Source organism: Pseudarthrobacter sp. GQ63 (assembly GCF_059758765.1).
In genome coordinates, this window is the sequence record NZ_JCAXEF010000017.1 from 24,910 (window position 1) to 43,074 (window position 18,165).

The following is an 18,165-nucleotide window of genomic DNA, read 5'->3' on the forward strand; positions in this document are numbered from 1 at the left end:
CGGCGCCAGCCCCGCAAGAATTCAATGGAGAACACCATGACCAGCAACTACACCGTCACCGTCCTGGGCCTCGGCGCCATGGGCCTGCCCATGGCCACCCGCCTGGCGTCCCAGCTGACCGTCCACGGCTTCGACATCGCCGAACCCCGCCTGAAGCTCGCCGAAGAAGCCGGCATCGCCACGTTCGCCACCGCCCGCGAGGCCGCCAAGGGCGCCGACGCCGTCCTCCTGGCCGTCCGCAACGGCGAGCAGCTCAATGATGTCCTGTTCGGCCAGAACGGCGTGGCCTCGGTGCTGGAGCCGGGCGCCGTCGTGATCCTGGGCAGCACAGTCGGCACCGAAGCCATCCCGGCCACCGTCGCGCAGCTGGCCGAATACGGTGTGGAACTGGTGGACGCACCGCTGTCCGGCGGCCCCAAGCGTGCCGGCGAAGGCGACCTGCTGATCGTTGTTGGCGCGTCCCCGGAAGCCCGCGAAAAAGCCGCCCCTGCTTTGGAACTCCTGGCCTCAACCCTGACCGTGGTGGGCGACAAACCCGGCGATGGACAGGCCCTCAAGACCGTCAACCAGCTCCTCTGCGGCGTCCACATCGCTGCCGCCGCAGAGGCCATGGCCCTCGCCGACGCCCTCGGCCTCGACCAGGCCAAGACCCTCGCCGCCCTTGAAGCCGGCGCCGCAGGTTCCTTTATGCTCTCCAACCGCGGCCCCCGGATCCTGGAGGCCTACACCGAGGAGGGCGCCGAGGTCCTGTCCCGCCTGGACATCTTCGTCAAGGACATGGGCATCGTGGGCAAGGCCACCCGCGCCGCCGGCCTGGCTGCGCCGGTCGCCGCCGCTGCCGAACAGCTCTACCTTCTCGGCCAGGCCCAGGGCCTCGCCGCTTCCGACGACTCCGCCGTCATCAAGGTTGTTGCGCCCACGAAGCGCACAAAGTAGCCCGGCCTTCCCCCAAACGTGCGACGGCGGCGGTCCCCCCCTCCGCCGTCGTCGCACCCTCCCTGCCGTTCCCCAGCATTCCCCCAAGAAAAACCAGCTCGCTAGTCTCAACTGGCGATGTCAAAGGAGACACACGATGAGCGCATTAGCTCTCCTGGCCATAGCAGCAGCGGGCGTCGCCCTGTTGCTCGTGGCCGTCATCAAGTTCAAAATTCCCGCCTTCCTCGCCCTTCTGGTGGTCAGCGTCGCCGTTGCCCTGGTGGCGGGCATTCCGCTGCCGGACATCATCAAAACCGTCACCGAAGGCATGGGGGGAACCCTCGGTTCCGTGGCCATCCTGGTTGGCCTTGGCGCCATGCTCGGCAAGATGATCGAGATCTCCGGCGGCGCACAGTCGCTGGCCGGCAAGTTCACGCAGCTGCTCGGCCCCCGCCGGGTCATCGCCGCATTGACTGCCGCAGCCTTCCTGCTGGCCATCCCCGTCTTCTTCGACGTCGGATTCATCATCCTGATTCCCATCATCTACGGCTTCGCAAAGGCCGCCGGCGTCAACCCCGTCAAGATCGGCCTTCCGGTGGGCGCCATCATGCTCGCCATCCACGTTGTTGTCCCGCCGCACCCCGGAGTTGTGGGCGGCGCCGGCATCCTCGGCGCGGATATCGGGTGGACCACCATCCTGGGCCTCGTACTGTGCGTTCCCGTCGGCGTCCTGGGCTACTTCGTTGCCCGCAGGCTGAACCGCCGCGAATTCTCCATGCTTCCCGCCACCGCCGAGCAGTTCCGCCTCTTTGGCACCGGCACGTCCCAGGTTGAGCAGGAAGCCGCCCAGGGGACCTCCTCCGTGGCTGTCCGGAACCAGGTGAAGACGGCCCCCAGCCCGGCCATGATCATCACGCTCATCGTCCTGCCCATCCTGATGATCATGGTTGGCACCGTCGGCGCGGTCATCCTGCCCAAGGACTCCTTCCCCGCCCAGCTCGCCGCCTTCGTTGGCGCCCCGCTGATCGCCCTGCTCACCGCCCTCGGCCTGGCCTACTACTTCCTGGGAATCCGCCGCGGCTGGTCCTCCCAGCACACCGGTGAAGTCATGGACTCAGCCCTGGCTCCCACCGCCATCGTCATCCTGGTCACCGGTGCGGGCGGCGTCTTCGGCAAGGTCCTCACTGTCTCCGGCATCGGCAAGGCCCTCGCCGAAGGGCTGCAGACCGCAGGCCTTCCGGTCATCGTGATGGCGTTCATCCTCGCCGCCATCCTGCGCGCTTCCCAGGGTTCCGCCACCGTTGCGATCATCACCACCTCCGGCCTGCTGGCAGCATCCGTTGCCGACGGCGGGTTCTCACCCATCCAGACGGCCCTCATCCTGATTGCCATCGGATTCGGTGCGTTCGGACTCAGCCACGTCAACGACTCCGGCTTCTGGATCGTGACCCGGTACCTGGGGCTGTCCGTGGCTGACGGCCTGAAGACCTGGACCGTGCTCACCACCATCCTGGGCCTGGCCGGTTTCGTGCTGACCTTCCTGGCCTGGATCCTCGTGGGAGGCCTGGGCGTCTGATGCGCACCCGACTCGACCAGCTGGTCACCTCCGCCCTCCAGCACGGCTCCGCCGTCCCGGCCTTCACCTGCTACGACTTCACCACGGCCATGGCAGTGGTGGCCGCAGCGGAGGAGGCGGGCCGCGGCGCCATCCTGCTGGTGGCTCCCAAGACTGCCGCCACGCCCAACGGCCTTCGCCTCATCGGAGCCCTCCGTGGCCTCGCTGATGCTGCATCCGTGCCCGTGGCGGTGCAGCTTGACCACGCAACGGACCTTCAGGTGATGGCCGACGCCGTCGCGGCAGGGGCGGACTCCGTCCTCGCCGACGGCTCCGCGTTGCCTTACGAGGACAACATCGCGCTGGTCCGTGGTGCCCGGGCGTTGCTGGGCCCGGACGTCGTGCTTGAAGCCGAGCTTGGCAGCCTCGCCGGAGACGAGGACCGCGCCTTTAGTGCGGACCAGTCCGGCGTGGCCGTGGCCGGGCTGACGGATTCGGCGCTGGTGGAGGACTTTGTGTCCCGGACCGGCGCGGAACTGCTCGCCGTGGCGGTGGGGAACGTGCACGGCAAATACAAGGGGGAGCCCCAGCTGCGCTGGGATGTCCTGCAGGACATCGCGGTGCGGACCCACATTCCGCTGGTGCTGCATGGCGCCTCGGGAATTCCCGCGGAGGAGCTGGTGAAGGCCGCCGCCATGAATGTTGGCAAGGTCAACTTCAACACCGAGCTCCGCACCGGGGTGCTGGCCACGCTGCAGGACCAGCTGCCGGGGCACCGGTCCGACGGCGAAAACCTCCAGGGGCTCCTGGGCCACTGGAACAGCTCGGCCCGCACCTTCGCTGCCAAAACGCTGGCGACGCTCACGCGCTGACGTTCACCCGAGTTTATTGTCCAGCCGTGCAGGGTTGAGTTGAACCGCCTGAGGCCTGCATACGTGGACAAAACTCCGGGAGGGGGAGGCTAGGATCAAACCCATGATCCTGGCCTCCCTCTTTTTTGCCCTCCTGGCAGGTGCGCTCCACGTCTACATCTTCACCATGGAGTCCGTCACCTGGACCAGGCCGGCCACCTGGAAGCGCTTCGGTGTGGCCACCCAGGCCGACGCGGAGACCACCAGGCCGTTTGCCTATAACCAGGGTTTCTATAATTTGTTCCTGGCGGTGGGAGCTTTTGTGGGAGCAGGGTTCGTGGCACTGGCACCGGAGGATCCGGTCCTTGCAACCGCAGGCTGGACCCTGGTCTTCAGCTGCTGCGGTTCCATGCTGCTGGCCGCGCTTGTCCTGGCGCTGACGGGCAGGAAGTACCTCCGCGCTGCCGCAACCCAGGGGGCCACGCCGCTGCTCGCCGTCGTGCTGGGGGCCGCCGCACTCGCTGCCTAGCCGCGGCGGGCCCTCCCGGACCACTCCCTGGCCTGCGCCCATGGCGTTTCCTGCCCGGGGTGCGGCGCCCGTTCCGCCCGGACGGCTCCACGGCCAGTAAATGACAGCCGGGGAAGAGGCATTGCCAGCTGAGTGAAGTAGTGCCACTGTCAAACCATGACCGAGAACATGACGTCCACCGAAGACCAGTTCAGCCCTGACGTTTCACTGGCACGCAACGATGCAGACCACCGGTATGAGCTGCGGGTGGACGGGAAACTGGCTGTCCAGACTTTCTTCAAGGACAAGCCCGGACACATCGACTTCAGCCACACGGAAACCATGGAGGGCTTCGAAGGCCAGGGCCTGGGGAAGGTGCTGGCCCACTTCGCGCTCGACGACGTTGTGGCCACCGGCAAACGGATCATTCCCCATTGCCCCTTCATCGCAGCCTACTTACGGAAGCATGAGGGGTACGAACAGTTCGTTGACTGGCCGGACAGCTGACCCGCGAACTGCACGGGCAGCCTCCTGAGCAGTTGCCCACACCGGACGTGCCGGCAAAAGATCCTGCCGCGGCTTGCTGCGGCAGCAGTCAGCTGGCCAGGGCGTGCCCGCTGAGGACGGGTGAGTCGATGGTGAAACCACAAGCGCACCGGTAGGTCTCCACGTGCTCGGGCACCGGGCCGGTACCCAGCGGGCCCACTGTGGTTCCGTCCACGTGGACGGGCAGGCGGACAGGCATTTCTTCCGGATCCACCCGCTGCATCGGAGCGCGGCAATGCATGCGGGAGTTAAGCGTGAGCAGCAGCCCCATGTCCGCGGGCGCGGTGGCGTCCAGCGGAATATCTGCCCGTACGCCGGTCGCCTCGGGCGCCGTAAGCTGGTGGTCTGCAACGGTGGTCATGATGGGTCATCCTTGGGCTTCTTCACGGAACCGCCGGCGTTGGCAGCCCCGCCGCGAACTGCTTGCGGAGGTTCATTTACCCCAATACCTAAGCATGCTTACTAATGCCCGGGCAAATCCGCGTGTGGTCCAATGCATCCTGCTGCCGCTCGCTGCGCCCGGACTGGGGGCGGCCGGTTGTGAATGCGCCCCTTAGCGACGCCGGCGCTGCCACTGCAACGCATGCCAGAACAGCAGGCAGATCAGCGCCGCAAGGCCGGCGAAAATCGCGTAGGGGGCAAAGGTGAACACAAGGAAAGATGTTGGCATTCCTCCCGCGGAGGGGCCCACCATGGCGCTCGCGTTGAGGAACACCCAGGCGCCGCCGCCGATGAGGGCGATCGTGAGGATCCACAGGGCGGTAATGAAGGGATTGATGGCCAGGCTGCGGCCCCTGCCATAGTCTTCCTCACTTGCATCGGTGGCTTCACTCCGGGCGGGGTTACCGTCGCGGTCCACTTCCCGGAATCCGATTGCGCCTGCTGGTCCCTGCTCCATGCTTCCCCCTGATCACCGCGCAGCCCGGTCCGGCCGCCCTGTGCCAAGCCTAGGTCCGGTGGGTCATGCCCGTCTTGTCATACGCCGGGGCCGAAGGTAGGCCATTTTGCAGCAGATTTAGCCTTCGCCGCCAGTCAATGACGGCTCCCGAGTGCAAAATACAGCGCAATGGCACTGTTTTCCGGAAATACATCACAGAAGTTTGATTAAAAGGGTTACCTAAGTAAGGCTATCCTTTGTGATTTCCGTGATTCCCGACAGAAGGACGACTAGTGCCGCTGATGCCCCGCTTTGACGAGACAGATTTGGATGAGCCAGCCAACCCCGCGGCAGGGACGGCCCCACCGGCGCAGGGCCAGGATTTTGGCTCCAGCGTTGAAATGGCCCTGGCCGCCTCAAACCACCTCCTCAATGCCCGCAACGCGCCCCGGTATGTCGCCCAGGTGCTGCAGGGCGTCACGGCCGTGGCCACCAAACTGGAGCGGACCGCCCGCCCGTTCACCGGCGTCGACCCCGCCGGGATGAAGGCCCGGGTGGGCGCCGTGGACCTTGACGCCCCGCTGCCGGACACGGCAGCCGCGCTGCAGGAACTCGAGGACGTGTACCTGCGCGATGCTGTCTACTTCCACGATCCCAAGTACGCGGCACACCTGAACTGCCCCGTGGTGATTCCGGCCCTGGTGGGGGAGGCTGTCCTGTCGGCGGTGAACTCCTCCCTGGACACGTGGGACCAAAGTGCCGGCGCCACCATGATCGAGCGCCGGCTCATCGACTGGGCGGCCGAACGGCTGCACCTCGGTGGCGGTGCGGACGGCATCTTCACCTCCGGCGGCAGCCAGTCCAACCTCCAGGCACTGCTGATCGCCCGCAACCACGCAGTGGCCGGCCTCCGGCAGGACCCGGCACGCGCTGGCCTCCGCCTGCCGGCGCTGCTGGACACACTGCGGATCTTCACCTCGGAGGACAGCCACTTCAGCATCCAAAAGTCGGCCGCCATGCTGGGCGTGGGATTCGACGCCGTCATCACTGTCCGGTGCACGCCCGATCACCGGATGGATCCTGCAGCCCTCGCCGAGGCCATGGCGGACGCACGCGGCGCCGGCCTGGTTCCCATGGCAGTGGTGGCCACCGCCGGAACCACGGACTTCGGTGCGGTGGACCCGCTCACGGAAACCGCCGCCCTCGCCAGGGCCTACGGTGCGTGGTTCCACATCGACGCCGCCTACGGGGGCGGACTGATGGTGTCCGGCCGTTACCGCCGCCTCCTGGACGGAACGCGGCTGGCAGACTCGGTCACCGTGGACTTCCACAAAACCTTCTTCCAGCCGGTCAGTTCCAGCGCGCTGCTGGTTCGGGACCGTGCCATGCTGCGCCACATCACCTACTACGCGGATTACCTGAACCCGGAAAGTGCAGCCCTGGCCAAGATCCCCAACCAGGTGGACAAAAGCATCCAGACCACCCGCCGGTTCGACGCCCTCAAACTGTGGCTCACACTGCGGATCATGGGAGCGGACGCCCTTGGCGCCCTGTTTGACGAAGCCATCGACCTGGCCGCCCGCGTGGGCTCGCTGCTCGCCGCCGACGATGACTTTGACCTGGCCGCACCGCCGCAGCTCAGCACCCTCGTGTTCCGCTACCGGCCACGCCTGGACGGCGGGGCGCGGCTGTCCGAGGACGCTGCCGATGCCCTCAACCCGGCAATCCGCGCCGCCGTCTTCGCCTCCGGAGAGGCGGTTGTGGCGGGAACAAAGGTAGGTGGCCGCCACTACCTGAAATTCACCCTGCTCAACGCAGAAGCCACGCTGGAGGACATCGCCGGAATCATCGGGCTCCTCCGCACCACCGGCGCCGGACTGCTGCAGAGCGAGGTATCCGCATGAGCACCACCGACAACCGGAAGGCAGCCAACGGCAGGATCCATGACTTCGCGGCGATCGGCGTCGGGCCCTTCAACCTGGGCCTCGCGGCACTGGCCGCGCCGGTGGAAGGCCTGGACGGCATCTTCCTGGAACAGCGGGACTCCTTTGACTGGCACCCCGGAATGATGCTGGAACCGGCCCACCTCCAGGTGCCCTTCATGGCGGATCTGGTTACCCTCGCGGACCCCACCTCGCCCTACTCCTTCCTGAACTTCCTCAAGCAGACCGGGCGGCTGTACCGCTTCTACATCCGCGAAAACTTCTACCCGCTCCGGGCCGAGTACAACCAGTACTGCCAGTGGGTGGCCGGGCAGCTGCCCGCCGTCCGCTTCGGCACGGCTGTGCTGGATGTGGCGTACGACGACGGCGTGTACCGGCTGTCCGTGTCCGGTCCGGACGGGCCGGAGGTGCTGTACGCGCGGCGGCTGGTGCTGGGCACCGGCACCACCCCCTACGTACCGGAGGCCGCCGCAGGCATCATCGCGGAGGCTGCCGCCGGCAGCGGGGGAGTGGCTTTCCACAACGCCGACTATCTGGCCCGCAAGTCGGAACTGCAGGGGAAACGCAGCATCACCATCCTGGGCAGCGGCCAGAGCGCGGCGGAGATCTACTATGACCTTTTGCAGGAGGCGGACGCCCACGGCTACCGGTTGGACTGGGTCACCCGCTCCGGCCGGTTCTTTCCCCTGGAGTACACCAAGCTGACCCTGGAAATGACGTCCCCGGAATATGTTGACTACTTCCACGGCCTGCCGGAGCACCAGCGCGACCACCTGAACAAGACCCAGAAGAACCTCTACAAGGGCATCAACTTGGAGCTGATCGACGCCATCTACGACCTTCTCTACACCAGGAGCATCTCCGGCATGGTGGATACGCGGCTGCTGACCCATTCGTCCCTGACCGCCGCCCAGTGGAACCCCGCGGCAGGAAACCACACGCTGCACCTGAGGCACGACGAACAGGGCAGCTCCTACACCCTGGACACCGACGCCGTGGTGCTCGCCACGGGATACGGCTACCGGGAGCCGGGATTCCTGGCAGGCGTGCGGGACCGCATCGCCCGGGACAGCGCCGGCAGGTTCGCAGTGGACCGGAACTACAGCACCGGCGTGCAGCCCGGGGAAATCTTCGTCCAGAACGCCGAACTGCACACCCACGGCTTCGCCACCCCGGACCTGGGCATGGGCGCGTACCGCAACTCCTGCATCCTCCGGGAACTCACCGGCCGGGAGGTGTACCCGGTGGAGGAGAGCATCGCCTTCCAGCAGTTCGGGGCACCCGCGGACCCGGCCGCCCCCGGCGTGGGACAGCCCCCCAGCCGGCCCGGGAACACCGCAGTTTCCGGCACGGCAGCCGCTGGCACCGCAGTTTCCGCCACCGCAGCCGCTGGCATCGGGGCGGGGGTGCCGGCATGAGGTTCTCGTTCCGCTGCCTCGATGCCGCAGCCGACGCCGCACTCCTGCACAGCTGGGTGACCCGGCCCTACGCCACGTTTTGGGGCATGCTTTCCGCCACCGTGGAAGACGTGGCCCGGGAGTACGCAAAGATCCAGTCCAGCGGCCACCACCACGCCCTGCTGGGGCTCGACCGCGGCACGCCCGCCTTCCTGATGGAGGAATACCAGCCGGCCTTCTCGCCGCTGGCAGCCGTTTATCCCGTCCTGCCCGGTGATGTGGGCATGCACCTGCTGGTGGCGCCGCCGTCGGAAGGTCCTGAACCCGGCTACACCGCAGCGGTAATGGATGCTGTCCTGGCCCGCCTGTTCAGCGTGCCCGGGGTGGAGCGCATCGTGGTGGAACCGGATGCGCGGAACACAAAAATCCATGCCCTCAATGAGCGGCTGGGCTTCCAGCCTGCAGGCTTGGTGACCCTCCCGGACAAGGAAGCGCTGTTGAGCTTCTGCTGCCGGTCCGACTACCTCGCCGCCCGTACCGCCCTGCCCGCCCGCACCACCCTTTCCGCTTTCCCGTCCCGCCCGCTGATCCCCCAGGGAGCATCACTGTGACCATCCAGCTCGAACAATCCACCACCGCCGGCCAGCCCGCCGCCCCCGCCCCGCACCTCACGGCAGAGGCCTGGGCCAGGGCGAACCGGCACCTGTTGCGCAAGGCGCTCGCCGAGTTTTCGCACGAACGGATCCTGGCCCCCGAACCGGTGAACGGAAGCGGCAGCTACCGTCTGGCCAGCGGCGACGGCACGCACCAGTACCACTTCGACGCCCGGCTCCTGGAACTGGAGCACTGGTCCATCGACGCTGATTCCATCAGGCATTTCCGGGACGGCACCGAGGCGCCGCTGGACGTGCTGGAGTTCGTCACGGCGTTCCATGAAACCCTTGGCATCAACATCCAGATGCTGCCCGTCTACCTGGAGGAGATCAGCAGCACGCTGGCAAGCCATGCGTACAAGCAATGGGCCGGCCAGCTGTCGTCGGCCGAGCTGGCGGCCGGCGTCACCGGCGGACGGAACCCGGCGGCTGACTTCCAGGCCATCGAGCGCAGCATGACGGAAGGCCACCCGTGCTTCGTTGCCAACAACGGGCGCCTGGGCTTCGGCATCAGCGACTACCACGCCTTCGCCCCGGAAACCGGCGCCCCGGTCCTGCTGGAATGGATCGCCGTGCACCGGAGCAGCGCCGTCTTCACCTCCGCCGAAGGGCTGGACTACCGGTCCCACCTGGACGCCGAACTGGGCCCCCTCCTGGGCACCTTCCACGCCCGGCTCCACGCGCTGGGCCTGGACCCGGACCTGTACTTCCTGATGCCGGTCCACCCCTGGCAGTGGGAGAACAAACTGGCTGTCACCTTCGCCGCGGAGATTGCCCTGCAGCGCATCGTGCATGTGGGAACCGGGGCTGACAGCTACCAGGCACAGCAGTCCATCCGCACATTCTTCAATGTCGCTGCGCCGGAGCGGACCTACGTCAAGACCGCCATGTCCGTGCTCAACATGGGTTTCATGCGGGGCCTGTCACCGCAGTACATGAAGGCCACGCCAGCCATCAACGGCTGGCTGCGGGCCCTGATCGAGGCGGACGGCGCGCTGCAGCGGCGCGGCTTCACCATGATCGCCGAGGTGGCAGCGATCGGCTACCACAACGGGTACTACGAGGCCGGGTCCGCGCCCGGGTCCCCCTACCGCAAGATGCTCTCCGCCCTCTGGCGCGAAAGCCCGCTGCCGCTGCTGGCGGACGGACAGCAACTGGCCACCATGGCCTCGCTCCTGCACACCGATTCCGCCGGCACGCCCATGGTGGCAGCCCTGGTGGAGCGCTCCGGCCTCAGACCGGAGGAGTGGCTGCGCCGCTACTTCGAGGCCTACCTCGTCCCGCTGGTCCACTGCCTCTACCGGTACGAACTGGCCTTCATGCCGCACGGCGAGAATGTGATCCTGGTGCTTGAGGACGGCGTCCCTGTCAGGGCCATCATGAAGGACATCGCCGAGGAGATCGTGGTGATGGGGGACAGGGTGGACCTCCCCGGGGACGTCTCCCGGATCAAGGCAGAAATCCCGGACGGCGAGAGGGTCCTGGCCATCTTCACGGATGTCTTCGACTGCATCTTCCGCTTCCTGGCCGCCCTCCTGGACGAGGACGGCACCCTGGCTCAGGAGGAATTCTGGCGGACGGCCGCGGAGGCCATCAAGGACTACCAGGCCCAGCATCCCGAGCTCGCAGCCCAGTTCGCCCGCCATGACCTTTTCGCGGCGGACTTCGAGCTGTCCTGCCTCAACCGGCTCCAACTGCGCAACAACCAGCAGATGCTGGACCTCACCGACCCCTCCGGGGGACTCCAGATGGCCGGCCGGCTGGCCAATCCCCTTGCGAGGTTCCGCGCAGCGCAGGCCACGGAGGAGGGATCTGGCTAGGCTTGCCCCATGACCCCAAAGACTTCCGATGCAGCCGCCAGGACCACCGCCCTCATCACCGGAGCCAGTGCCGGGCTGGGAGCCGAGTTCGCCCGGCAGCTCGCCTCGCAGGGCCACAACGTGGTGCTGGTGGCACGGAACCGCGCCCGCCTCGAGGAATCCGCGGCGGAGCTGGAGCGGCATTACGGGGTCACGGCTGAAGTACTCCCAGCGGACCTGGCGTCCGACGACGGCGTGGCAGCCGTCGTCGGACGCCTGTCCGATCCGCAGCGGCCGGTGGAGATCCTGGTGAACAACGCCGGGATCGGGCTGCTGCACAACTTCGAGGACAACCCCATCTCGGAGGAGAAAAAGCACCTGAAGCTGCACGGGGAAACGGCCATGGAGCTGACCCACGCAGCCTTGAAGGGGATGCTGGAGCGCCGCTCCGGCCGGATCATCAACGTGGCCAGCATTGCGGCTTTCCTCCCGCGGGGAACGTACTCTGCTGCCAAGGCCTGGCTGGTGAGTTTCAGCAGGTGGGCGAACCTCTCGTACGGCAGGCAGGGCATCAAGGTCACTGCCGTCTGCCCCGGCTTCACCCACACGGAGTTCCACGACCGGATGGGGATGGACAAGTCCGTGGCGCCGTCGTGGGCCTGGTTGCACGCCGGGCGGGTGGTGCGTGAGGGCCTGGCGGACAACGCGCGGGGCAAGGCAGTTTCCATCCCGTCCAGGCGCTACAAGGTGGTGGCGGCCGTGGCACGGATCGCTCCGGCAAGGCTAGTGGCGGGGCCTGCGCGGAAACCGAAAGGCGCGCGCACGCCCCAGTAGGGCAGCCGGCGTGCGGGTGGCAGCCGGCCGGACGGCCTCCACCACGGCGATCCCCACCAGGGCCCCTGCCAGGGTCTCCGCCCCGCGCTCCAGGATCAGGACCGCGGGATCAATGGGGTGGGCAAGCTGTGTCATCAGCAGGATCACGGGCGTAAAGGAGACCATGGCCAGGCCGTAGTGGCGGGTCATGAAGAGCTCGGTGGTGAACTGGAAGAGGACCACCAGGAGGGCCAGCACCACGGCCTGCCCGCCCGGAAACAGGCCCGCCAGGGACCACGGAACGGGAAGAATCACGACGGCGGTCACCGCCAGCCCCAGGAACGTTCCCACAATGCGGTGGACGCCGCGCCGGACGCTGCTGGGGAGGTCGGCTCCCGCGAGCGGCACGGCGGCTGCCGCCATGGCCCAGTGCGGATGCCCGCTGCCCGTCAGGACGCCTGCCGTGCCGGCGGCACCTACAGCCAGGATGTAGCGGGCGGCGTGCACCAGCACCTCCCGGTGCCCGGCGGGGGTCACGCCGGGAGCAGCCCGGACGGCGCCGCGCTGCCAGGACCTCCGGCGGAACCAGCCGCCGAACCCCACCAGTATGGAGAACGCGGCGGAGCCTGCGGCGATCAGGATGGCCATCTGCCAGGGCACCACCGTGGGTACCGAGGCGCAGGCGCCCAGTGCAAGGATCCCGAAAAACGGTCCGTTGGGCTTGAGCCGCACGCGGTCAGCAAAGACCGATCCGACGCCGGCCAGGGCGGCCTCCACGCCCACCAGCCACCACGAGTGGAGATGGTTTACGGACAGGAACACACCCACAGCCACGCCGGTGAGCAGGACGACGGCGGCCTGGGACTGGTGCCTGAGCCGCAGCTGGTGCGGTTCGGACCGGCCGTACATGCCGGTCAGGGCACCAAACACGGCGTAAACGATCAGGTCGGTGCGGCCCGCTGCCAGGAGCAGGAGCGAGGGAACGGCCACGCTGAGGGCCACGCGGGCGGCGGCGAGATGGTCGTTGTTGGCCGGCTCCAGCCGGTGGAGCGCGCGCACTTGAAGGAGGACGCGTTCCATGGCACCCAACCTCCTGCTGCTTTCCTGACCGGCCATCTGGAAGTTATCACCGCCTGGTGCGGGCGGTCATTTCCGGCAGGGGCCAGGGACATGGGACGTCATTGTGACTGGCACGCCAAAGGCCCGCCCCGCGTGCTTCCCCCAAGGAAACACGCGGGACGGGCCTTCTGAGCGGGGCTGCATGACGTGCCCCGGAAAGGGTTGTGCCGCAGGCGGTGCCGCGGCAGCACAGGCTAGACGCCGGCGGCAACCTTCCCGGTGTCCCGTGAATCGGTGATGTCCTGTTCGTCGAACGGGAGTTCGTCCAGGTTGATCAGCGGGTTCTCGTCCTGCGTGGCAACAAGTTCGCGGGCCTCAGCCTGGGTATCCACGCTGGGCATGGATCCGGGCAGCGGACGCCGGGCTGACTCTTTCAGGAAGTAGATGGCAACAGCACCCACCAGCGAGGTTGCCATCAGGTAGTACGCGGGCATCATGTCGTTGCCCGTGGCGCCGATGAGGGCCGCGACGATGAACGGCGTGGTGCCGCCAAAGATCGCCACCGAGAAGTTGTAGGCGATGCCCATGGCCCCATACCGGCTGGAGGTGGGGAACTGCGCCGGGAGGGCCGAGGCCAGGTTGGCAACGTAGAAGGTCACGGGGAACGCAATCAGCGCCAGGCCGGCCAGGGTGGACCAGATCTCACCGATGCCGATCAGCTGGAAGGCCGGAATGGCCAGGACCACCGTGCTGACTGCCCCAATCCACAGGACGGGCCTGCGGCCGATTCGGTCCGACAACTTTCCGGTCAGCGGAATGCAGAGGCTCATAACCACCAGCACGGGGATAGTCAGCAGGGTGCCGTGCACCGGATCGTAGCCCTTGGACTCGGTGAGGTAGGTGGGCATGTAGGACGTGAGGGCGTAGCCGGCCGTGTTGGCGGCGGCCACCAGGACCATGGCAACAATGATGGAGCGCCAGTAGGCCTTGACGATTCCCACCGGGCCCTTGGCCGTTGCCTGGTCAGAGGCGGCAGCATTCTTGGCAAGGTCCTCCTGGGCATCCAGGGTGGCCTGGAACTGCGGGGATTCCTCGATCTTGCTCCGGAAGTAAACGGCGATCAGCCCCAGCGGGCCGGCGATCAGGAAGGGAATCCGCCAGCCCCATTCCTCCATGGCTGCCTGGCCGAGCGTCAGCTGCAGGACCGAGACCAGGGCGGCGCCGATGGCGAAGCCCATGTAGCTGCCCAGGTCCAGGAAGCTGGCAAAGAAGCCGCGGCGCTTGTCGGGGGAGTACTCGCTGACGAAGGTCGTGGCGCCGGCATACTCACCGCCGGTGGAAAAGCCCTGGATGATCTTCAGCAGCACCAGGAGCCCTGCGGCCCACAGCCCGATCTGCGCATATCCGGGCAGGAGGCCGATGGCGAACGTGCTCGCTGCCATCAGCATCAGCGTGGCGGCAAGGACCTTCTGCCGGCCCATCTTGTCACCCAGCCAGCCGAAGATCACGCCGCCCAGGGGACGGGCGATGAATGTGGCGGCGAAGGTACCCAGCAGGAACAGGGTCTGGGTGGTGGGATCGGACTCCGGCAGGAAGACAGGACCCATCGTGGTGATGAGGTAGCCGAACACGCCGACGTCGTACCACTCCATGGTGTTGCCCACGATGGTTCCGCCGAGGGCTTTCTTCAGCATGGGCTGGTCAACCACGTTGACGTCCGACTCCTTGAGCCGGCGCCGTGCGAGTATTTTCGGTTTCCGGGTATTCCTGGAAGCCGCCGGAGACGTCGCTCCGGGGGGTGCAGCTGGGTTGGTTCCGGAGGCGGGATTAAGGCCTGCGGAAGAGTGGTTCACGCTTCGGTCTGTGGGCATTTGGGCAACTCCTGTGGAGGTCATTTGCTTGCGACTTGTGGCTGCCCCGCTCTGGGCAGGCCTTCAATTTTACGCGAATGCCGTGGCGGACGGCCTGGTGATGCCGTAGGATCGGCCCTTTTCGGGGTCTTCCGGAAAGATGCAGCGGAGTTTCCCGGCCCCGCCGATTCCCTTGCCAGTACTGGGAAAGCCCGCCACGGGCGCACCCGCTTCTCAAGTATTTAAGTGGTATGCGCCACAGTGCCGGTTTACGCGCCGCTTTCGGGGCCCATTGTGACGGCGGCCACGGCGTTTCCGGCTGTTCCGCGCAACCGGCGGGACGTCGTCGCCCGCCCTTTCCCGCCATGGCAAAAAGGGGGTTCACAGGCGCGCCGCGCCTCCCTAAGGTTGTGCCATGGGAACACTCTCTTTCATTTAGGCGGACGCCTGCGGCCCGCGCCCGGCCCGCCTCTCCTTCAGTCGTACAAGGCCCTAAGCGGCCACTCTTGGTAGCACTTCATTTCACCGCGGAAAGGAAGAACAAATGGCTGACGACAACGTGGAAAAGCACATTAAACCGGAGGTGGCGAGCCACCTCGCCGAGGCAATGAACACCCCTGACATGCCGGGCGCGGAAGCACCGCTTGCCCCGATGGCGGGACCCGGGCAGCGCACCTGGCCGGACGGCAACGGAAAGCGGAGGCACCCGAAGGAGCGGGATGCAAGCCACGGCCGCATGGGGCAGGGGGCCGCAGTGACGGCCATCCACCGCACCAGCCGGCCGCAAATGCCCCACTCGTCCTAGGAAACCCATCCTCCGAGCATGCACAAGAGGGCCGGGAACACTGGAAACCAGGGTTCCCGGCCCTTTGTGCTGTTCCGGACGTTTCACGAAGGTCTGCGGCCAGCTCGGCCGCCTTCGGCTCATTCTTCGCGCACTACCTCCGACGGCTCCTTGTCCAGCCGCCAGCCCCGCCACACGGGGTGCCGGAGCCGTCCCGTGCCCGTCCACTCGCTGTACGTCACCTCGCCAACCAGTTCGGGGGAGATCCAGTGCGCATCCGCGGCATCCTCGCGCGGGACGTCCTGGAACGGGGAGGTTTTCCTGGCCAGGCGTTCAACAGTCTGCCGGAGTTCCGCCAGTTCCCGGGAGCTGAACCCGCTGCCCACCCGTCCCGCGTACTGCAGCGTCCTGCCGTCCGGGATGCCCACCAGCAGGGAGCCCACGGTGTCCTGCCGGCCGCCTTTGCCGGGGCGCCAGCCGCCCACCACCACCTCCTGCGTCTGCTCCACTTTCAGTTTGGTCCAGGTGCGGGTCCGCTGCCCGCTCACGTAGCGGCTGTCCGTCCGCTTGGCCATCACCCCTTCCAGGCCCAGTTCCCGCGCGCTCTCCAGGATGTGCTCCACCTGTTCCTCCAGTACCGGGGAGAGGCCCACGGGGCAGCCGGACGGAGTGAAGAATCCCTCAAGCCGTTGCCGGCGCGTGGCGAGCGGCAGCCGCCGGAGGTCCGTGCCGCCGTCGTTCAGCAGGTCGAACAGCATCAGTTGAACGGGGATGGCAGTCCGCGCCCTCGCGACGTCGGCGGGCCTGGTCAGCTTCATCCGCCCCTGGAGAAGGCCGAAGTCGGGCCTGCCGGACGGCCCGACGGCGATGATCTCGCCATCCGCCACGAACGGCTGGTCCGGCCAGCACTGCCTGTCGGCCAGTTCAGGGTAGGTCCGGGTGACGTCGTTTCCGTTGCGGCTGAAGATCCTGATTGCTTTTTCGTCGGCCACTAGGATGGCGCGAACCCCGTCCCACTTGAGTTCGAACTGCCAGTTGCTGCCCTGCAGGGCAGCAACGTCGCCGGAGGTGGCCATCATGGGCCGGTACTCCTCGGGACCGGGTGCGGAGGAGCCCGCCGCCTCGGGCGGCGTCCCGCCGTCGTCCTTTTCCTGTCCTGGAACGGAGGGGCCCGGAACTGCGTGCCCCGGAACTGCCTGTTTCCGCCTGCCGCCGTGGCGCTCCGGGTCCATCAGGTGGATGAGCCACTGTCCCTCGGAATCCTTTCCCTGGCCGCGGCCGGTGTGGATGAGCGCGAACTTCCTGGTTCCGCCCAGACCGCCTCCCTCCGAGCCGGTCAGGGTGACGATGACTTCCCGGCCGTTGATCCACTTGTGCAGCTCATAGGTCCCGTGGTCCCAGATGGTGACCTCGCCGGCACCGTACTCGCCCTTGGGGATGGTCCCTTCGAAGCCGGCGTAGTCAAGGGGATGGTCCTCGGTCTGGACCGCCAGGTGGTTCTTCCCGCTTGATTCCGGGACACCTTTGGGCAGCGCCCAGGACACCAGCACGCCCTCATGCTCCAGCCTGAAGTCATAGTGCAGGCGGCTGGCGTGGTGTTCCTGGATCACGAAGGTGTCCCCACTGCCGGGAGCACCTGTGAAGGGCTCCGGGGTCTTGGCGGGATCGCGCATGGAGCGGTACTTGCCCAGCCGGGGGTCGCCGCCGGCATCGACGACGACGGCGAACGGGTCGGTGCCGTCCTGCACCCGCTTCATGACTTCCTTGTAGTCCAGGTGCTTGAGTCCGGGGGAGCCGATCTCCTCCCAGGTCCGGGGCGCAGCCACCATGGGCGTGGGGCGGCCGCGGAGGGAATAGGGCACGATGGTGGTTTTGGCCGCGTTGTTCTGGCTCCAGTCCACCAGCACCTTGCCCTTGCGCAGGGTCTTCTTCATGTCGCTGACGGCCAGGTCCGGGTGGTCGGCTTCAAGGGCCCGGGCGAGCTCGCGGGCGAAGGCGGAGATCTGCTCCGATGTTTGGGACCGGTCCAGGGCGGCGTACAGGTGGATGCCCTTGCTGCCGCTGGTGACGGGGACCGGGTCCATGCCCACGTCCTGGAGGATGGTGCGGGCCAGGAGGGCCACTTCCACGCAGGCCTCCAGGCCGGCGCCTTCCCCGGGATCCAGGTCCAGGACCAGCCTGTCGGGGTTCAGCTGGCTGCCGTGGGAGTCCACCTGCCACTGGGGCACATGGATTTCCAGCGAGTTGATCTGGCCGAACCAGGTGAGCGTGGCGGGGTCGTTGACCATCGGGTAGTGGATGGTGCGGTCCTTGTGGGTGATGGCGGCCCGGGGGAGCCACCCCGGGGCCGAGGCCTCCAGGTTCTTCTGGAAGAACACCTCGCCGGGCTTGTCCGCGGTTCCTACGCCGTTCACCCACCGCTTCCTGGTGGCCGGCCTGTTGTACGCCGCGGGGACCAGGACGTGGGCCACGGCGGCGTAGTAGGCCAGGACGTCCGCCTTGGTGGTGCCGGTCTCCGGATAGATGACCTTGTCCAGGTTGGTGAGGGTCAGTTCCCGCCCGGCAACCCGGACACGGTCCTTAGCGGCAGGCATGGGGCTTCACCTGCGGCGTTG

The 18,165-nt window shown here is 67.1% G+C and carries 16 protein-coding genes; 11 read left to right on the plus strand and 5 right to left on the minus strand.

The annotated features are described in order from the left end of the window. The first annotated feature begins 36 nt into the window (after window positions 1-36). From AC6CHP_RS18940 to AC6CHP_RS18960, 5 genes are all read left to right on the plus strand, one after another. The gene (locus tag AC6CHP_RS18940; RefSeq protein WP_498231592.1) at window positions 37-936 is read left to right on the plus strand and encodes an NAD(P)-dependent oxidoreductase; all 900 of its coding nucleotides are present in this window, start codon (window positions 37-39) and stop codon (window positions 934-936) included. Window positions 937-1,072: 136 nt separating this feature from the next. Further along, window positions 1,073-2,491 (plus strand): GntP family transporter, encoded by a 1,419-nt coding sequence (locus AC6CHP_RS18945; RefSeq protein ID WP_377194929.1) that lies wholly within the window; start codon window positions 1,073-1,075, stop codon window positions 2,489-2,491. Continuing rightward, window positions 2,491-3,342: a class II fructose-bisphosphate aldolase gene (locus AC6CHP_RS18950; RefSeq protein ID WP_498231594.1), complete on the plus strand. Its 852-nt coding sequence runs from the start codon at window positions 2,491-2,493 to the stop codon at window positions 3,340-3,342. The genes AC6CHP_RS18945 and AC6CHP_RS18950 overlap by 1 nt, the downstream gene beginning before the upstream one ends. Window positions 3,343-3,445: 103 nt before the next feature. Next, window positions 3,446-3,850 (plus strand): DUF1304 domain-containing protein, encoded by a 405-nt coding sequence (locus tag AC6CHP_RS18955; protein WP_498231596.1) that lies wholly within the window; start codon window positions 3,446-3,448, stop codon window positions 3,848-3,850. Between the two features lie 156 nt (window positions 3,851-4,006). Further along, window positions 4,007-4,336 carry a GNAT family N-acetyltransferase gene (locus AC6CHP_RS18960; RefSeq protein ID WP_498231598.1) on the plus strand — a complete coding sequence of 110 codons (330 nt, stop codon included), beginning with the start codon at window positions 4,007-4,009 and terminating at the stop codon, window positions 4,334-4,336. An 88-nt stretch (window positions 4,337-4,424) separates the two neighbouring features. Here the strand turns inward: AC6CHP_RS18960 and AC6CHP_RS18965 are convergent, their stop codons facing one another. Next, window positions 4,425-4,736 (minus strand): hypothetical protein, encoded by a 312-nt coding sequence (locus tag AC6CHP_RS18965; RefSeq protein WP_498231600.1) that lies wholly within the window; start codon window positions 4,734-4,736, stop codon window positions 4,425-4,427. Window positions 4,737-4,928: 192 nt separating this feature from the next. Beyond that, the gene (locus AC6CHP_RS18970) at window positions 4,929-5,273 is read right to left on the minus strand and encodes a hypothetical protein (RefSeq protein ID WP_498231602.1); all 345 of its coding nucleotides are present in this window, start codon (window positions 5,271-5,273) and stop codon (window positions 4,929-4,931) included. Between the two features lie 380 nt (window positions 5,274-5,653). Here AC6CHP_RS18970 and AC6CHP_RS18975 point away from each other — a divergent pair, with 380 nt between their 5' ends. Genes AC6CHP_RS18975 through AC6CHP_RS18995 form a run of 5 tightly spaced genes read left to right on the plus strand, consistent with a single transcriptional unit; the run spans window position 5,654 to window position 11,878 of the window. Further along, entirely contained in the window at window positions 5,654-7,156 is a 1,503-nt protein-coding gene (locus AC6CHP_RS18975; RefSeq protein ID WP_498231637.1) for a pyridoxal phosphate-dependent decarboxylase family protein, read from the plus strand. Next, entirely contained in the window at window positions 7,153-8,613 is a 1,461-nt protein-coding gene (locus AC6CHP_RS18980; protein ID WP_498231604.1) for a lysine N(6)-hydroxylase/L-ornithine N(5)-oxygenase family protein, read from the plus strand. The genes AC6CHP_RS18975 and AC6CHP_RS18980 overlap by 4 nt, the downstream gene beginning before the upstream one ends. Next, window positions 8,610-9,203 (plus strand): GNAT family N-acetyltransferase, encoded by a 594-nt coding sequence (locus AC6CHP_RS18985; protein ID WP_498231606.1) that lies wholly within the window; start codon window positions 8,610-8,612, stop codon window positions 9,201-9,203. Before AC6CHP_RS18980 ends, AC6CHP_RS18985 begins: the two co-directional genes overlap by 4 nt. Continuing rightward, window positions 9,200-11,065 (plus strand): IucA/IucC family protein, encoded by a 1,866-nt coding sequence (locus tag AC6CHP_RS18990; protein ID WP_498231608.1) that lies wholly within the window; start codon window positions 9,200-9,202, stop codon window positions 11,063-11,065. Before AC6CHP_RS18985 ends, AC6CHP_RS18990 begins: the two co-directional genes overlap by 4 nt. Window positions 11,066-11,074: 9 nt before the next feature. After that, window positions 11,075-11,878, plus strand: coding sequence for an SDR family NAD(P)-dependent oxidoreductase (locus AC6CHP_RS18995; RefSeq protein WP_188729077.1), 804 nt, complete (start codon window positions 11,075-11,077; stop codon window positions 11,876-11,878). On the opposite strand, the gene AC6CHP_RS19000 is transcribed toward AC6CHP_RS18995, so the two are convergent. Both AC6CHP_RS19000 and AC6CHP_RS19005 read right to left on the minus strand, forming a co-directional pair. Then, on the minus strand, window positions 11,828-12,937 hold the full coding sequence (locus AC6CHP_RS19000; protein WP_498231610.1) for an FUSC family protein: 1,110 nt from the start codon (window positions 12,935-12,937) through the stop codon (window positions 11,828-11,830). The two genes, AC6CHP_RS18995 and AC6CHP_RS19000, sit on opposite strands and share 51 nt — an antisense overlap. 233 nt (window positions 12,938-13,170) lie before the next feature. Beyond that, a complete protein-coding gene (locus tag AC6CHP_RS19005) occupies window positions 13,171-14,787 on the minus strand; it encodes an MFS transporter (protein WP_498231612.1) in 1,617 nt (538 codons plus the stop codon). A 523-nt stretch (window positions 14,788-15,310) separates the two neighbouring features. Between AC6CHP_RS19005 and AC6CHP_RS19010 the strand changes: the two genes are divergently transcribed. Continuing rightward, window positions 15,311-15,571, plus strand: coding sequence for a hypothetical protein (locus AC6CHP_RS19010; protein ID WP_498231614.1), 261 nt, complete (start codon window positions 15,311-15,313; stop codon window positions 15,569-15,571). Between the two features lie 119 nt (window positions 15,572-15,690). On the opposite strand, the gene AC6CHP_RS19015 is transcribed toward AC6CHP_RS19010, so the two are convergent. Continuing rightward, complete coding sequence (locus AC6CHP_RS19015; RefSeq protein ID WP_498231616.1) at window positions 15,691-18,144, minus strand: ATP-dependent DNA ligase; 2,454 nt, start codon at window positions 18,142-18,144, stop codon at window positions 15,691-15,693. Window positions 18,145-18,165 lie beyond the last annotated feature (21 nt).

Bases quoted from the DNA above. Each gene is read 5' to 3' on its own strand.
- AC6CHP_RS18940 (WP_498231592.1), top strand. From the start codon at position 37: ATGACCAGCAACTACACCGTCACCGTCCTGGGCCTCGGCGCCATGGGC.
- AC6CHP_RS18945 (WP_377194929.1), top strand. From the start codon at position 1,073: ATGAGCGCATTAGCTCTCCTGGCCATAGCAGCAGCGGGCGTCGCCCTG.
- AC6CHP_RS18950 (WP_498231594.1), top strand. From the start codon at position 2,491: ATGCGCACCCGACTCGACCAGCTGGTCACCTCCGCCCTCCAGCACGGC.
- AC6CHP_RS18955 (WP_498231596.1), top strand. From the start codon at position 3,446: ATGATCCTGGCCTCCCTCTTTTTTGCCCTCCTGGCAGGTGCGCTCCAC.
- AC6CHP_RS18960 (WP_498231598.1), top strand. From the start codon at position 4,007: ATGACCGAGAACATGACGTCCACCGAAGACCAGTTCAGCCCTGACGTT.
- AC6CHP_RS18965 (WP_498231600.1), bottom strand. From the start codon at position 4,736: ATGACCACCGTTGCAGACCACCAGCTTACGGCGCCCGAGGCGACCGGC.
- AC6CHP_RS18970 (WP_498231602.1), bottom strand. From the start codon at position 5,273: ATGGAGCAGGGACCAGCAGGCGCAATCGGATTCCGGGAAGTGGACCGC.
- AC6CHP_RS18975 (WP_498231637.1), top strand. From the start codon at position 5,654: ATGGCCCTGGCCGCCTCAAACCACCTCCTCAATGCCCGCAACGCGCCC.
- AC6CHP_RS18980 (WP_498231604.1), top strand. From the start codon at position 7,153: ATGAGCACCACCGACAACCGGAAGGCAGCCAACGGCAGGATCCATGAC.
- AC6CHP_RS18985 (WP_498231606.1), top strand. From the start codon at position 8,610: ATGAGGTTCTCGTTCCGCTGCCTCGATGCCGCAGCCGACGCCGCACTC.
- AC6CHP_RS18995 (WP_188729077.1), top strand. From the start codon at position 11,075: ATGACCCCAAAGACTTCCGATGCAGCCGCCAGGACCACCGCCCTCATC.
- AC6CHP_RS19000 (WP_498231610.1), bottom strand. From the start codon at position 12,937: ATGGAACGCGTCCTCCTTCAAGTGCGCGCGCTCCACCGGCTGGAGCCG.
- AC6CHP_RS19005 (WP_498231612.1), bottom strand. From the start codon at position 14,787: ATGCCCACAGACCGAAGCGTGAACCACTCTTCCGCAGGCCTTAATCCC.
- AC6CHP_RS19010 (WP_498231614.1), top strand. From the start codon at position 15,311: ATGGCTGACGACAACGTGGAAAAGCACATTAAACCGGAGGTGGCGAGC.
- AC6CHP_RS19015 (WP_498231616.1), bottom strand. From the start codon at position 18,144: ATGCCTGCCGCTAAGGACCGTGTCCGGGTTGCCGGGCGGGAACTGACC.